Genomic DNA, 14,995 nt, shown 5'->3' on the forward strand with positions numbered 1-14,995 from the left:
GCTATCGCACCTTCAACGCCAAGCGGCGCTCTGCGATCTGACCAATTCCGGTCAAAATAAGGTACAGCACTACAAATCCGATCGCGACGGCAACAAAGGGCTCAAGCGGGCTGAAATTCGCTGCACCAATTTGCTGGGCGACACGCAAGCCTTCGACAACAGTAATGACAGACAAAAGTGCGGTCGCTTTCAAAACAATGCTGCTTTCACTCACCAGAAGCGGCAGGGATATGCGAAGAAGCTGCGGCAGGATAACGTTCCACCAGATATGCGCCGGTCTAAGGCCAAGGGCAGTTGCAGCCTCGATCTGGCCCTCATTGATGGACCGCAGCCCACCGCGAAAAATCTCGCTGATAAAAACTGCGGAATTCAGCGTAAGCGCCAGAATCCCGGCCGATGTCGCGCTCAGGTTCAGCCCCAGCGCAGGCAGCGCATAATAACACAGGAATATCTGCACCAGAATTGGAGTGCCGCGGATGAAACTGATGAAAACCGAGCAAACCGCATTCAACCACGCGATCTTGAACGATCTCAGGATGGTCAGTGCAACACCCGCCGCAAGAGAAAGCAGACACACAACCGCAGTCATCCACGCGTTGATCAGAAGCGCCTCCCCGATGCGGGGAAGCGCGCCGACAAAGTTATCAAGGTCAAACTTCATCGATTCTAGAAAGCGCCTTCGGGAAGGTAGCCCTCGTCAGGGATCTCCATCTCAAAGCCGAACCATTTGATCTGAAGCGCTGCCATGCGACCGTCATCACGCATCTGTCGAAGTTGCCCGGACAGATAGTCCCGAAGGTCAAGGTCTTCGGGGCGGGTCACCCAGGCAAGATAGGTGTAGCTGACGCCTGTGCTGACGGGCTGGCCAAGCTCAAAGACTTCAGGTCGCTCACGCACCAGAACCGCGAGCGACGGCAACGCCTGGATCACCGCATCCACTTCGCCGGTGGCCAAAGCGACATAGGCGTCCGGAAATGTTGGATACAGCTTCAGTTCGGCAAAGCCTTCCCCCTCTGACGCCAGGCGATCATCCAAAGCACGTGCAATAGGTTCGGCAAATGAGGCTAGCTGTGTGCCGACGCGCAGGCCTGCAAGGGCATCTTCCCCAGCAAGTGTCTCGCCCTTGCGCGTTACAAAATAGGGCTGTCCGTCCGCGATTGGCAACGTAAACGCATAGCGTCCGGCGCGTTCTTCGTTGATGGCCACGGTAGTCGCCACAAAGTCAAATTTCCCTGCAAGCAAACCCGGAAGCACCCCGGACCACGGTAGATCCAGCTGTTCCAGCTCGACATCCATATCGGCGATGATTTCGGTCAGAAGGTCCTTGCCATAGCCAACGATTTCGCCGTCTTCAACAAATTCAAAGGGCGGGAATGCGGCCTCTGTCGCGACCCTTACGGTGCCAGCCGATCTGATTTCGTCCAACAGGTCCTGTGCAAAAGCGCTGGTCGTTCCAAGACACAGACCACAGGTCAAGAGGATTGTACGAAAACTTTGCTTCATGGGAATATCCTTTTTGAGACGCCGGCCAGGCGGTGCCGGACTTGCCACAAACAAACCCTTTTTCTGCAGGTGCAAAAAGCCAGCATCTATGCAAGCATGCGTGCATGGAGCGCAACATTTGAGGGCAGAATGGATAAGGCAAGACAACAACCCATCCGGTCGCAGGACCTGGAACTGCTGCGCGTTTTCTGTGCCGTCGCAAAAGCGGGTGGAATTACAGCGGCGGAATCGACGTTGGGGCTGGAGCGTTCGACCATCAGCCGCCACGTCAAAGCGCTTGAAGCGCGCTTAGGTGCAACGCTGTGCCAGCGCGGACCAAGCGGATTTTCACTGACCGAGATGGGCAAGACCACGTTTTATGCCGCTGTGAAGATCGAAGACGCAATTGAGGAGGTGAGAAGCCGCCTGAATAACGCGCGCCACAAGCTGAAGGGGAAGTTAAGAATAGGCATTGCCGATCACTGCGTGACGAACCCACAGGCGCGGTTCGTGGAAGCCATTGAACAGTTCACGCTGGACGTTCCGGATGTTTCTCTCGAAATCGAAATTGGCGGGCCAAACCAATTGCTCGACAAACTGTCACAACGGCAAATACAAGCATGCATAGTCGGGCTTCCCGTAGATGCATCCAAATTTTCATTCGTCGAGCTCTTTGAAGAAGAATTCGCACTTTGTATGTCTGGAAAGTTATCTGACCGCATTGTCACCATCGCGGATCTGGGCCGACAAGGGATGGGATTGGTCGCCCGCTCAGCAGAGCAAGCTTTCGAGGCGACTATTCTTGAACAGCTGGAATTGCGCTATCCCATAGCAATCGCCCAAGGCCTTGACGCCGTGGCAGCGATGATTGCCACCGGGCGTTTTGTTGGACTGCTGCCCCGCCACACGCTGCCCTATATCGGCGGCCCGCGTCACAAAATCGTAGAAGTTCCAGAAGCACAGCGTTTCGTCGCCAAAAGAAAGTTTGCACTGGTCTATCAATCCTCGCGCCCACCCACCCGAGCGTTGTCTCGGTTGATCAGCGAATTGCAGCAACAACGTTAATGAATGCGACGCCAAATCATATGCGGATTTTGACCCGCGCCTGCGACGGGTGTACAGAACAAACGCTGGATGAAATGCCAAGCCAGACCGAGCACAGATCGCACCATCACGGCCCAAAAACGTCTGCAATCCAAAATAGACCTCAAGGAATACCATTATCATGGGGGCAGAGCGATAGTCCCGCGCAGTAAAAAGGGCTCCGGATCTTATTTCATTTTGAAATCGGGCGTTATTGACACCATGCGCAAAAACCGGGATTTGGGACACCTACACCGAATGCCCGCTTTGTCAGGATACTGTTTAAAAAGTCGGTTAATTGGTTGCTGGTGTCCTGATTCACTGTGATGATCGTTTCGTCAACCGCCTGCACATCGGCGGGAACCAGGAAAGTATACGTGCTCCACACATTTTGACCATTGGCTTGCACTTCGCCGATCATCTTGCCATTGGCGAAGACCCGAAGTTCGCCATCGTAGTCAACGTCACAGGCATCGAAGGGACTGTTGCATTATTTCTGTTAACGCGCGGTAGCCCGGGAGGGTGGCAGGGTCACGCAGGGTTTTCGAACAGCCCGCGAATGAATTCTATCTCGCCTTTGACGCCTGGTTTCTTGCGATAGATGTGTCCGCATTTGATAGTGCGGATTGTCTCGATGCCGTTGAGGGTCGCCTTGGCCGATCGCAAGGATTGAAAGCGCTGCCGGTATTCGAGTAGCCGTTTCATGGCCGCGTGATCGTTCTCGATAGGATTGTTTCGCCACTTTCGATCGATATGTCGGATGCTGTCAAAAAGAGGATCATACTGATGATTGATCTCTCGAATGACGCGTCGATAACTGTGCGCCTTGTCCATTACGATTGTAGCTGGTCGGTGCAATCGCACAGGCTCGATGGTCTTGTTGAGAAAGGCCCTTGCAGCCTTGGCATCGATGGCGCGCCAGAGGTAGCGCCATTTGCCGCCGACCCGAATATAGGTTTCGTCGACATGCCAGTCTACACTGGCACGGCGCAAGTGTTTCTCGGTGCGCTTGGTCAACTCGGGGCCGATTTTCTGAACCCAGCGATAGATGGTTGACCGGTCAAAGGTGGCATCGCGCTCTGCCAGGAGATCGACCACATCCTGATAGGATAGTGGGTAACGCAGGTACCAACGCACAGCACGCAAAATGATCTCACGCAGAAAGCGATGATGCTTGAACAAGGATTTCCGCGGCATGTCCAACCTCAAAAGCGTGAAAATGGTCAGACCAATCGATTAATGAAATAGTCCCCAAAAACTCCGCATCTTCAGAGGTTCCGCCCCGCGCGGCTGTGACTCAGCCGGTCATCCGGGGTAGCGTGTCAGCAGCGCTGGAGAGGTCTGAGCGGCCATATGTCATGCCATAAGATCGTCCTGTCGCGGCGCTTTTGACTGCAGTATACTTCGTAAACCGCCCCTTTTTACGCTTCTTTTGACGTCCAGTAAGTTTGCATTATCGGACAAAATGAGAGAGATCAACAACCCGCCGGATAAGACACAAAAATATCGCGTTCAGTGGCGTCGTATGGGGTTTCTATCGATACAATTGACCGACGTTTGCCCGGACTTACCCGCAGGAATGCGCGCCGCCGTGACCGGTTTCGGGTGAATCCGAACAAAGCTGCGGGGCTATGGAGTAGTATTTCTGAGGGCTGCCAACGCGGCAACATGGCGTGAAAGGTCGCTGCGGACATATAGGATATCGACGACAATAACTTCGTCGGGCCTAGCTGCAAACACCGGGAAATGCCCCCCGCCCTCGCGGCCCGCATCACTGACCAGAACCGCGCAGCTCTGGCTATGCGCCAGATCAACATTTCACGCGGCCTGTTCGCGGAGCCTGCCATAAAAACTGCGGTCGAGATGCAACTCCCCTGTCCCGGCCTTCTTGGCCATACCGCGCAAATATCCACTTGGTGAGATAACCTCAGCCGAGTTGTGTTTCTCGAACACAAGCGCAAAAGCCGCGGTGGCCAGCTGTGACCCCATTTTGTCCTGCGCCAGGTTCCAGGTGCGCTCTGAAATCCCGATCATTGGCCTGAGTTGACCGGCAATCCGGTGCAAATCCCCCCAATCTTTTAGGTAACCGCCCATAGTGCGGGCCCAAGACGCGAATTCCGGACAGGCCTGCATGATTGTGGGCAGATCAAGCGCCGTTTGTGTCGTACGGACCTCCGCAACCCAGTCTTCCAATTCGCTATCCACCTGTTCTTCGGGGCGGGCGTTGGGCAGGATCGTTGTTGTTTTCTCTGTCTCAGAGGGATTACGAGTTACTGATTTAAGTTGATTTGTATATAGTATGTGCGGTTCGGAAATGGCTTCCCTGGGGTTCATTTCCTGAGTCTTCTTAGGGACTTGCTTCAAGTTTGTTGAGCTGTTTTCCACAGGCGCTCCTGCATCTGTCGCTTTGAGATACGTCGCTTCAACGCGCTCTTGGAGATCCTTGAACCAAGTATGGAGTTGTTCCAATTGGTCAGAGGCTTGATGGCGGCGCGGGAGCCGCGCGAGGAGGTCTTGAAACAGACCGGCGAATTGTGTCCAAGGGCCGTGTAGTGCGCCGCTGACAGCCGCCTCAATCCGCGCACGGATCATACGCCGCGCGACTGTAATCTGACGCTTCAGGCGCTGGCAGAGTTCGCGTTCGACCTGCAATTCGGCATAGAGGTCTTCGAACTCCTCGACGCGGGCGGAAAGCGGCGACAGATCAAAGCCATAGGCCTCGACAATGCGCCCCTCAGCGTCCCGCCTGCCCCACCGCTTGCCATTCGAACTGTCCTGAAAGGATATCACGCCGATCTCAACCAAACGCCGCGCATGGCGTTTCAACGCAGAGAGCGAGAACCCCGTTTGGTCCATCAGATAGGCGTTCGAGGCCCAGACAATCGGTCGTTGCCCCGCCTCCCAGTCCTGGGCCTGGGTGAAGGCCCCCAACGTATCGAGCAGCATCATGTCGCCGGCCTTAAGACCGATATGGGCGCCAACGCGTTTTAGCGCGACGAATGCCCGTGATTTGGGGACAGCCAGCTGTTCACCCGCTTGGGCAAACCGTTCGGCCAGCCCAAGACCGGGCGTCGGCCTGCGCCAACCAGAGGGTTGTTTGCAATTACGCACAGCTCTACCGGTCTGAGCCAATCCTGTCTCAGTCGCTCCTTGAGGAGCACCATTGAAATTTTCCATCGCCTTGTTAGCAGACAAAGATTTTCCGTTCGCTCCAGAGCGTTTTTTCTTGTGTCGTGATTCGGAGGCTGCTAAATTCTAGGTGCTTAATCTAAGAATTGTGCTGTTCGCAGCAGCCCTCGAAGCTCTGGTTTCGGGGGTTTTTCTTTGCTTGCCCTTCTCCTTTCTGCTCGTCCTCAGTTTTCATCCACCGGGTTTACAGATGTAAACTCGGCATAGGATTTCTTCATGATCTCTTCGAGATTGCTCTCGAGCCAGGTCGCGAATTCGGCGTTTGCGCCAGACTTCTTTACCGACATTGACAGTGTCCCGCGCCCTGCTTTGATGGTCACACCTTCCAGAGGCACGATTTCCCGGATCCCGACAGCGCCCTTTGCGCCGCGTTTGGTTGCTTCTTTGATAAGCAAATCCAGGCGATCATCTGAACCCGATGCAACGTCAATCTTGGTCAGAATGTCGAGCGCCGCGCGTTCCGTCAGCTTTTTTGACAGAAAGAGCTCGGCCAGTTCCGTCCACCTTGGGCGCCCCGATTTTGGGGCAGCGCCGATCAGGTCACCAACTTTGGCCGGGACGTTCTGGGTCACCTTCGTCAGGTGTGAATGCCCGGACGCTGATAGATTGAGGACTTGTCGAACGGTTGCGCCGTCGTGCCCGGCCGCTTGGATGGCCACGGCAAACCGCGCTTTTTCGTAAAAAGACAGGTTACGGCGCGCGGCGTTTTCCAGGCCTTTGGCCAGCAAAGCCGTGGCATCATCGACATCCTGGACGTTCGCCCGCACCTTGATGCCGAGTTCACGACAGGCCCTCAGGCGGCGGCGTCCATAGATCGCCTCAAATCGCCCTTCAGTGCGTTTTGATCGCCGAACAAGAATGGGCACTTGTTGCCCACCTTCGCGGATGCTGCTCTTTAGTCCTTCAAAGCTTTCACCATCCTCATCGGAGTTTGCAGTTGTAAACTCTTCAAAACGGTCGACCGGTCCCCAATCGTCAATCAGGTTGGGATCTATCTCTCGAATGGATGCCAATGAGCCTTGAAGCGCGCCCAATGCCGGGGCGCTGGTCTTGGTTGCCCTTTCCGAAGGTGCCCCACCAGACCGTGCGATCGTATTGGCAATTCCGGACATGTCGCGCAGAGATTTTCTGGCCATTACTTACGCCCCCACGATTGATAGATCATCATTTCGACCTCATGCCCGACAGCATCCATCGACCCCTTGGCGCGGTCATATGTGGCCCGCGTCATTTCAGAACGGACCACTTCATAAATTGACTGCTTGAGCATGGTCGCATCACTGATTGCCGTGCTCTTCAACGCGGTTGCCGACATGACCCGGTCCTGAAACAGCGCGCGCATGAACGACGTCAGTTGTTGCGACGGCACATCCGTTGGTTCGTCCCGTGCAATCAGGAATTTGAAATGATCATACTGAAGACTTGCGCCGGCATCTTCGATTACGCCCATATAGGCGCCGGCAAGTTCGAGAAACTGCGCGGTTGACGACACGTCCAGCATCGAAGGCGTAAGCGGCACAATCAAGGAACTGGCGGCCGCCATCCCGGCGATGGTCAGAAAGCCAAGTTGCGGCGGGCTGTCCATGAGCACCAGATCAAAATCGTCCTCGACCTGCGCGAGAGCATTGCGGATACGTGTGAAGAAAGGTTGATCCGGGTTCGAATGAACGGCGGACTCTGTCTCGAACTCGGACAACATCAAGCGGGACGGCGCGATTGAGAGACCGGGAAAATATGTCGGAACAACCACATCCGCCATGCTCACAGGGTCATCGTAGCGGATCGCATCATAGACGGTCAGCCCGTCAAACTCGATTTCAGGACTGATCCCGCACATCGACGTGAGCGACCCCTGAGGGTCAAGATCCACAACCAAGACCCGAAAGCCACGCAGGGCAAAGTAATGCGCAAGGTGGATGCTGGTCGTGCTCTTGCTAGAGCCGCCTTTGAAATTCATCAGCTGCCAGACTTGCAGCTTTTCGTCACCCGAACGGCGGGGCAGGTAGCGCCCCTTCTTGCGAGAGGTCTTTTCCAGAACTTCGCGTGCATTCCAGATCTCTTGGGCCGTGTAATAACGGCGGCCACCTCGTATATCGTCAGGCTCCGGGACCGTGCCCTCGGCGTGTACTTTTCGCATGAACTGCCCGGATACGCCCAAGAGCTCAGCAGCCTCCGGCGCCGAGAAAGAGCGTAGCGTTTTTGTGTTATCTGGGGCAAAAGCAGAGAGCAGATGCTCTCTGATGGCGGCGTTGAGCCGTTCGGAAATTTCCGTCGCAAGGGCCGAGGGCCGCCCGCTTGCTAGTGGTGTCACAGGAATCATCTAGTTGCCCCAATTTCGAAAATGTGGCCTTTTTCGCGCCACTTGGGGATAAAAGCAGCGATTCATGCGCCTAAGTCAAGAATTTTCCTCTATATAGTATCCGGTCTGGCCAGATATGACTATATCCTCGGTTGGGATCTACGTTGAGTTTACAGCTGTAAACGCGCCGCCAGAGGGGAGCCTTTGCCCCCTGACCCCGTCTTTGCCCCGCTAGGGGACTCGCTCACTTCCGCATAAGTGCCGCATGTAATCGACAATTCCGCTGCGCACCCTTGGGTCGTTCAGGGCGTGAGTGTGGGCTTGCCATCCAGGATGAAGATATAGCCCGCACCATAGATTGTTTTGATAATTCTGGGGTTGCGCGTCTTGTCATTCAGTTTGGCGCGCAGTCGCGACACCCGCACATCAATGGTTCGATCAAAAGAGATACTGTCGCTGCGATCATTCAGTGCGACTTGCATTTGCTCGCGCGTGATCAGCTGGTTGGCATGACTGAACAGAACCGACAAAAGGGCGGCTTCGCTTGCAGAAAGACGTTTTGATGTGCCGTCCTCATGGGTCAACATGCAGGTGGTCAGATTTGCTGTCCATCCAGAGAATTTGATTTCTGTCGGGGCTTCGGTCGCGACCGGGGCGGGCACCCGCCGCCGCATCAAGGCGCGCACCCGCGCAACGACCTCGCTAAGCTCGAACGGTTTGGCAATATAATCATCCGCGCCAAGTTCCAGGCCGACAATACGGTCGTCCAGCGCGGTGCGTCCCGATATCACCAAAATCGCCGCGTTTGTGTCCGCCGCGATATGGGTCACAAGGCCAAGGCCATCCTTGTCGGGCAGACCCAGATCAACAATGCACAGATCGGGCGTGTTCGTCGCAAGCGAGGATTCAAATTCGGCAGCATGGTCAAATGTACTGACGGCATATCCCGCACCGATCAATGCATCCGAAAGCAGTGTCAGGATCTCGACCGAATCTTCAATGATGGCGATATGTTCTTGTGCTGTCATCGTGCCGCGACCTGACACAAGGCATTTTCGAGCGCCGCCAATTGAAAGGGTTTGCTCAGAACGGTTTGGGTCTGTTCCGCCTTTTGCCGCAAGGGATCTGACTTTGGCAGCCCCGTGATGATCAGGACAGGTATGTCGGGGGGAGCGATGTCCACGACATCAAGACCGGTTTCGGATCTCCCCAAATCCAGATCGGTCACAATTTGCGTCAGACCTTCGATGTTCATCAGGAAAGACGCCTCTTGAACGGACACGGCTTCTACCACTGTGTGCCCCGTTTGTCGCAGATACGTGCGCACGGTTGCCCGAACTTCGTCATCGTCGTCAACCAGCAAAACAAGCCCCGGTTCCTTCGACTTCGCCGGCAGATAGGGAATTTTCAGAACGACAAAAGCCCCTCCGCCGGGCTGATTTCCAATGCGCAGCTTCCCCCCGCATGATTTGGCAAAATCAAAGGAGGCAGACAGCCCCAATCCACAGCCCAGCTTGTTCTTCTTGGTTGTATAGAAAGGTGCCAGTGCATTTTTCAAAGCATCCGCAGAAAACCCCGGACCCTCATCCACAACAGAAATTTCCAAACTTTGATCCTGCGCGCGGGTCAATGTCACACGCACTGCGCCTGATCCATCCATCGCCTCTGAGGCATTCAACACCAGATTCAGCATCGCATCCTGGGCAAAGCCGGGGTCAAAGATCAACCGGTCATCCGCCAGATGGGATGTGAGCGAGAAATCAATGCCTTCCGGCACTGCGGCTTGAGCAAGTCGTTCAAAATTAACAATAAAATCATTCACTTGGACCACAACAGGGTTCAGGGTCCTTGGGCTTTCGATCAGGCTGAGGCTTTCAATCAATTCCGCACCACGTTTGGCGGCTGAATTGATCGTTTCGCTGATTTGGCGGATGTCAGGGTTCTGCGCGCCGAAGGCGTCAAGCTTGGCCTGTTGTCCCATGATGATCGTCAGCAGGTTGGAAAAATCATGGGTCATGCCGCTGGTCAGTTGCGATGCAAGTTCACGACGACGGGCATGGGCCAGGGCGGTGCGGGCCAGGGCCTCCTCCGTGACGTCCATCGACAGCATATAACACCCGATCACATTGTCACCGTCCATGTCGGGTGTCATCGCAAGGCGAATGTAGCGCCCGGAGGCTTCGTCATGAAGTTCAGATACCGAGCTGCGGCCGTTCAGGACATTCTTGAAAAGCGGTTCAACCTTTGCCCAGAAATCGGGGCCCAGAGTTTCGTTAAACGTCTGGCCTGTGATCTGCGTGCCTACATGGGGTAGAATGGTATGCAGCTTGCCGTTGGAATGGGTATAGATGCCGCGCGCGTCGACGTGGGCAATATGGGCCGGCATCATTTCATTTATAAGCGTGATTTGTTCCCGGCTTGCGGTGAGCTCTGCTTTCGCGGCTTCCAGGGCGGTGACCGTCGCCTGCAATTCGCGGTTCGTTTCCGCCAGGGTTTCGGATCGCCGCACCAGTTGCTCTGACAGGTTTTCGGCGTGAGAGCGGATGAATTGTTCTTCGCGCTTCACATCTGTGATGTCGGTATAGACCGATATCCACCCGCCTTTGCTGAGGGGGTTTCCCTCGACCGAAATCAGGGTGCCATTTGCCCGCGTCCGTTCAAAATAATGCGGTTGGAAGCCACGGGCCAGTTCGACCTTTTCGGCCACAAAGGCGTCGATATCGTCGATTTCCCCGTATTCACCCTTTTCCGCAAGGTAATAGAGCGTGGCCTCAAAATCTGCCCCCGGCACCACCGTTTCATCGGGCAGGTTGAACATTTTCTGAAACCGGTGGTTCGCAACCCTGAGCTTGAGGTCGGCGTCGTAAATAGAGATGGCCTGTTTGATCAAGTTCAAACCAGACAGCGTCATCTCAAGAAGGTTTTTCTGAGCGTAATCCATAAATTTCAGTCTACAGTTTTTGGAACGTGACATCCGCTGTAAATTTCGCCCGTTAGAATTCGTTAGTTTTTCAGGCGTGTTCGTTTGACGCTTCACGTGCCAGAGTATGCAAGGTGACAGGCGGGGAGGTCTGTCACTCAGGGAGGATTCAAAATGAACGTTGCTGCGTCAGGCTCAGCACTCACGTCTGTGCCAAAGCTGTTGGCAAGAAACGCTTCCAAATTTGGCAGCCGTACGGCCTATCGCGAAAAAGAATTCGGGATCTGGCAAAGCTGGACGTGGACAGAAGCGGCCGCAGAGGTCGAGGCGATCGCGCTTGGACTGCTCGCGCTGGGTGTCGAAAAAGGCGATCACATTGCCATTATCGGCCGCAACAGGCCGTCGCTTTATTGGTCCATGGTTGCCATTCAATCCACCGGTTGCGTGCCCGTGCCACTGTACCAAGATGCCGCCGCCGAAGAAGTCGCCTATGCGCTTGAGAATTGTACTGCGCGTTTCGCCATCGTGGGGGATCAGGAGCAGGTCGACAAAATCGCGGACGTGCGGGAAACGCTGCCTTTGCTGAAAAGCATAATCTATGTCGACCCAAAGGGGATGCGCAAATATGACCATTCCGACCTGACGTCGCTGAGCGATATTCAGGAGATCGGGCGCAAAAACGGCGACAAGGCTCTGTTGCAATCACGCATTGATGCCGCAACCTATGATGACACCTGTGTCATGCTGTATACATCCGGTACGACAGGCCGTCCCAAGGGCGTTGTCCTGTCAAACCGCAATGTGATCGAAACCGCGAAGAATTCATCGAATTTCGACAGTCTTTCCGAGATCGAAGAGACGCTTGCCTATCTGCCGATGGCCTGGGTGGGCGATTTCATCTTTTCGGTAGGGCAGGCGTATTGGGCAGGGTTCTGTGTGAACTGCCCGGAAAGCGCGGAAACGATGCATGCTGATCTGCGCGAGATCGGGCCAACCTATTTCTTTGCGCCGCCCGCCGTTTTCGAATCCCATCTGACACAAGTCATGATCCGGATGGAGGACGCAAGCCGGACCAAGCAGGCGATGTTCAAACACTTCATGGCCCACGCCAAAAAGGTCGGGCCAAGGGTGTTGGATGGTGAAAAGGTCGGGTTGGCTGAGCGGCTGAAATACAGCTTGGGTGAATTTCTTGTATATGGCCCTCTCAAGAACCGTCTTGGCCTTAGCCGCGTGCGCGTGGGCTATACCGCGGGCGAGGCCATTGGACCGGAACTGTTTGATTTCTACCGCTCGCTTGGGATCAACCTAAAGCAGCTTTACGGACAGACCGAAGCAACCGTTTTCATCACGCAACAACCCGACGGGCAAGTGCAATCAGATACGGTTGGCGTGCCAAGTCCGGGTGTCGAACTCAAGATCGAGGACAGTGGCGAGGTCTTTTATCGCTCTCCGGGTACTTTTGTCGAATATTACAACAACCCCGAAAGCACCGCATCGACCAAAGACCCCGAAGGCTGGGTTGCCACGGGGGATGCGGGCTTTATCGACAAGGCAACGGGCCAGCTGCGCATCATTGACCGCATCAAGGACGTTGGCAAAATGTCCGATGGTGCAATGTTCGCGCCCAAATACGTTGAAAACAAGCTCAAGTTCTTTCCGAATATCCTGGAGGTTGTTGTCTTTGGGGCAGGGCGCGACCGTTGCTGTGCGTTTATCAACATTGATCTGACGGCTGTCGGCAACTGGGCGGAACGCAACAATATCGCCTATTCGTCGTATCAGGAAATCTCTCAGCATCCGCGCGTTCTGGAGATGATCGAAGATCACATCAATGAGGTGAACCAGACAGTCGCACAGGATGAATTGCTGTCTGGTTGTCAGATCCACCGCTTTGTCGTCCTGCACAAGGAACTGGACGCCGATGACGGCGAGATGACGCGCACCCGCAAAGTGCGCCGTGCGGTGGTGGGTGATAAATTCAGCGATATCGTGGACGCTTTGTATGATGGATCACCTTCGGTCTACACCGAAACAGAAGTGACCTATGAAGACGGTCGAAAAGGTAAGATCACGGCGACCCTGCAAATCTGCGATGCAAAGGTTGTCACCGTAACCCCCATTCAAGAAGCGGCTGAATGATGATGATCGCTTTCCCAACTCTCATTCCTTCGGAGGTGGCATGACGACGTCTGCTGAACCATACGTCACAGAGGACGGCCGCAAGATTGGCGGCGTTCTGATGGACATGCGCAATATCACGCTGCGATTTGGCGGCGTTGAGGCGATCAAGAACATCTCTTTCAACATCCGTGAAGGCGAAATTCGCGCGATTATCGGTCCGAACGGCGCCGGGAAATCGTCGATGCTGAACGTCATTTCCGGGTTCTACAAACCGCAAGAAGGCGAAGTGCATTTTCGCGGTGAAAAACGCCCGCCGATGAAACCATATCAGGTGGCGCGCCTCGGGATTGCCCGCACGTTCCAGAATATCGCGTTGTTCGAAGGCATGTCTGTTCTCGACAACATCATGACCGGCCGGCTGAACTACATGAAGGCGGGTCTGTTCAAACAGGCGATCTGGAAGGGCGCGGCGGAACGCGAAGAGGTCGAAAACCGCGCCTATGTGGAACGGGTCATCGACTTTCTTGAAATTCAGGCCATTCGAAAAACACCCGTTGGCCGTTTGCCATATGGTTTGAAGAAACGTGTCGAACTGGCCCGCGCATTGGCCGCCGACCCGAAGTTGCTGCTGTTGGATGAACCCATGGCGGGCATGAACGTTGAAGAAAAAGAGGACATGAGCCGCTTTATTCTGGACGTAAATGACGAATTCGGCACGACGATTGCCTTGATCGAACACGATATGGGCGTGGTGATGGATCTGAGCGACCGCGTTGTCGTGATGGATTATGGGCGCAAGATCGGGGACGGCACGCCGTCCGAGGTCGCCAACAACAAAGAGGTGATCGACGCCTACCTTGGTGTGGCGCATGATGAGGGGCACGCATAATGTCGACTGATTTTCTGTATCTGATCGAGGTCATGATCAACGGGCTGATGGCGGGGGTGATGTATGCCCTTGTGGCGCTCGGGTTTGTCTTGATCTTCAAGGCGTCGGGAATTTTCAACTTTGCCCAGGGCGTCATGGCGCTGTTTGCGGCGTTGACCCTGGCGGGCATTATGGAAGGGCAGGTGCCTTTCGCCCATATCCTGAATTCGGTTTTCGGGACCGAAATCCATCATTTCGGTTGGCATGTTCCGGCGCTTCTGGCGATCGTGATGACCATGATTGTGATGATTGGATTTGCCTGGGCTGTGCAACGGTTTGTTTTCCGTCATCTGGTCGGGCAGGAGCCGATCATCCTGTTCATGGCAACCATCGGCCTGGCGTATTTCCTTGAGGGGATTGGCGATCTGATGTGGGGCTCTGACATCAAGACGCTGGCACTTGGTCTGCCGCAAGGCGGCGCACTGTGGCTTGAAGAAGCGACAGCGGGGCTTGGCGGGGATGATTTCTACGGCTTCTTTATCGACAAGCTGGACATGGTCGCGACAATTGTTGCTGCTGTTCTGGTCATCTCGCTGGTCGTCTTTGCCCAATACACCAAACATGGCCGCGCCATGCGTGCGGTGGCCGATGACCACCAGGCAGCATTGTCGGTTGGTATCTCGCTCAACTTCATCTGGATCCTTGTCTGGTCCTTGGCGGGGTTCGTGGCGCTGGTTGCCGGGATAATGTGGGGCGCCAAATCGGGCGTGCAGTTTTCGCTGTCGCTGATCGCGCTCAAGGCGTTGCCGGTGCTGATGCTGGGCGGGTTTACCTCGATCCCCGGTGCCATCGTTGGCGGTTTGATCATCGGCATGGGCGAAAAAGTCTTTGAATTCCTGATCGGCCCGATGGTCGGCGGCGCGACTGAAAACTGGTTCGCCTATGTGCTTGCGCTGCTGTTCCTGGTGTTCCGACCGCAGGGCCTATTCGGGGAGAGACTCATTGAACGCGTATAGCCACCATCTTCGGAGAT

The 14,995-nt window shown here is 55.1% G+C and carries 12 protein-coding genes; 4 read left to right on the plus strand and 8 right to left on the minus strand.

Features of this window, described 5'->3' with window-relative positions; all coding sequences use genetic code 11:
• Window position 1: 1 nt before the first annotated feature.
• On the minus strand, window positions 2-661 hold the full coding sequence (locus Q4577_RS17325; RefSeq protein ID WP_303471070.1) for an amino acid ABC transporter permease: 660 nt from the start codon (window positions 659-661) through the stop codon (window positions 2-4).
• A gap of 5 nt (window positions 662-666) precedes the next feature.
• Window positions 667-1,503, minus strand: coding sequence for a transporter substrate-binding domain-containing protein (locus tag Q4577_RS17330; protein WP_303471072.1), 837 nt, complete (start codon window positions 1,501-1,503; stop codon window positions 667-669).
• 129 nt (window positions 1,504-1,632) lie between these two features.
• Between Q4577_RS17330 and Q4577_RS17335 the strand changes: the two genes are divergently transcribed.
• On the plus strand, window positions 1,633-2,547 hold the full coding sequence (locus Q4577_RS17335) for a LysR family transcriptional regulator (RefSeq protein WP_303471076.1): 915 nt from the start codon (window positions 1,633-1,635) through the stop codon (window positions 2,545-2,547).
• A 549-nt stretch (window positions 2,548-3,096) separates the two neighbouring features.
• On the opposite strand, the gene Q4577_RS17340 is transcribed toward Q4577_RS17335, so the two are convergent.
• From Q4577_RS17340 to Q4577_RS17365, 6 genes are all read right to left on the minus strand, one after another.
• A complete protein-coding gene (locus Q4577_RS17340; protein ID WP_303471078.1) occupies window positions 3,097-3,762 on the minus strand; it encodes an IS6 family transposase in 666 nt (221 codons plus the stop codon).
• A 621-nt stretch (window positions 3,763-4,383) separates the two neighbouring features.
• Entirely contained in the window at window positions 4,384-5,760 is a 1,377-nt protein-coding gene (repC, locus tag Q4577_RS17345; protein WP_303471080.1) for a plasmid replication protein RepC, read from the minus strand.
• A gap of 158 nt (window positions 5,761-5,918) precedes the next feature.
• Complete coding sequence (gene repB, locus Q4577_RS17350; RefSeq protein ID WP_303471082.1) at window positions 5,919-6,890, minus strand: plasmid partitioning protein RepB; 972 nt, start codon at window positions 6,888-6,890, stop codon at window positions 5,919-5,921.
• Entirely contained in the window at window positions 6,890-8,074 is a 1,185-nt protein-coding gene (gene repA, locus Q4577_RS17355) for a plasmid partitioning protein RepA (protein WP_303471084.1), read from the minus strand. The genes repB and repA overlap by 1 nt, the downstream gene beginning before the upstream one ends.
• Window positions 8,075-8,355: 281 nt before the next feature.
• The gene (locus tag Q4577_RS17360) at window positions 8,356-9,081 is read right to left on the minus strand and encodes a response regulator transcription factor (RefSeq protein ID WP_303471086.1); all 726 of its coding nucleotides are present in this window, start codon (window positions 9,079-9,081) and stop codon (window positions 8,356-8,358) included.
• Window positions 9,078-10,964: a PAS-domain containing protein gene (locus tag Q4577_RS17365; RefSeq protein WP_303471088.1), complete on the minus strand. Its 1,887-nt coding sequence runs from the start codon at window positions 10,962-10,964 to the stop codon at window positions 9,078-9,080. The genes Q4577_RS17360 and Q4577_RS17365 overlap by 4 nt, the downstream gene beginning before the upstream one ends.
• 183 nt (window positions 10,965-11,147) lie before the next feature.
• Here Q4577_RS17365 and Q4577_RS17370 point away from each other — a divergent pair, with 183 nt between their 5' ends.
• The 3 genes from Q4577_RS17370 to Q4577_RS17380 are packed head-to-tail and all read left to right on the plus strand — an operon-like array spanning window position 11,148 to window position 14,978.
• On the plus strand, window positions 11,148-13,112 hold the full coding sequence (locus tag Q4577_RS17370) for an AMP-binding protein (RefSeq protein ID WP_303471090.1): 1,965 nt from the start codon (window positions 11,148-11,150) through the stop codon (window positions 13,110-13,112).
• A 40-nt stretch (window positions 13,113-13,152) separates the two neighbouring features.
• The gene (locus Q4577_RS17375; protein ID WP_303471092.1) at window positions 13,153-13,983 is read left to right on the plus strand and encodes an ABC transporter ATP-binding protein; all 831 of its coding nucleotides are present in this window, start codon (window positions 13,153-13,155) and stop codon (window positions 13,981-13,983) included.
• Entirely contained in the window at window positions 13,983-14,978 is a 996-nt protein-coding gene (locus Q4577_RS17380; RefSeq protein WP_303471096.1) for a branched-chain amino acid ABC transporter permease, read from the plus strand. The genes Q4577_RS17375 and Q4577_RS17380 overlap by 1 nt, the downstream gene beginning before the upstream one ends.
• Window positions 14,979-14,995 lie beyond the last annotated feature (17 nt).

This window comes from Marinovum sp. 2_MG-2023 (genome assembly GCF_030548265.1).
GTDB lineage: Bacteria > Pseudomonadota > Alphaproteobacteria > Rhodobacterales > Rhodobacteraceae > Marinovum.

Coding starts and splice junctions, on each gene's coding strand:
- Q4577_RS17360 (WP_303471086.1), bottom strand. CDS start 9,081: ATGACAGCACAAGAACATATCGCCATCATTGAAGATTCGGTCGAGATC.
- Q4577_RS17330 (WP_303471072.1), bottom strand. CDS start 1,503: ATGAAGCAAAGTTTTCGTACAATCCTCTTGACCTGTGGTCTGTGTCTT.
- repA (WP_303471084.1), bottom strand. CDS start 8,074: ATGATTCCTGTGACACCACTAGCAAGCGGGCGGCCCTCGGCCCTTGCG.
- repB (WP_303471082.1), bottom strand. CDS start 6,890: ATGGCCAGAAAATCTCTGCGCGACATGTCCGGAATTGCCAATACGATC.
- Q4577_RS17340 (WP_303471078.1), bottom strand. CDS start 3,762: ATGCCGCGGAAATCCTTGTTCAAGCATCATCGCTTTCTGCGTGAGATC.
- Q4577_RS17365 (WP_303471088.1), bottom strand. CDS start 10,964: ATGACGCTGTCTGGTTTGAACTTGATCAAACAGGCCATCTCTATTTAC.
- Q4577_RS17335 (WP_303471076.1), top strand. CDS start 1,633: ATGGATAAGGCAAGACAACAACCCATCCGGTCGCAGGACCTGGAACTG.
- Q4577_RS17325 (WP_303471070.1), bottom strand. CDS start 661: ATGAAGTTTGACCTTGATAACTTTGTCGGCGCGCTTCCCCGCATCGGG.
- Q4577_RS17380 (WP_303471096.1), top strand. CDS start 13,983: ATGTCGACTGATTTTCTGTATCTGATCGAGGTCATGATCAACGGGCTG.
- Q4577_RS17375 (WP_303471092.1), top strand. CDS start 13,153: ATGACGACGTCTGCTGAACCATACGTCACAGAGGACGGCCGCAAGATT.
- Q4577_RS17370 (WP_303471090.1), top strand. CDS start 11,148: ATGAACGTTGCTGCGTCAGGCTCAGCACTCACGTCTGTGCCAAAGCTG.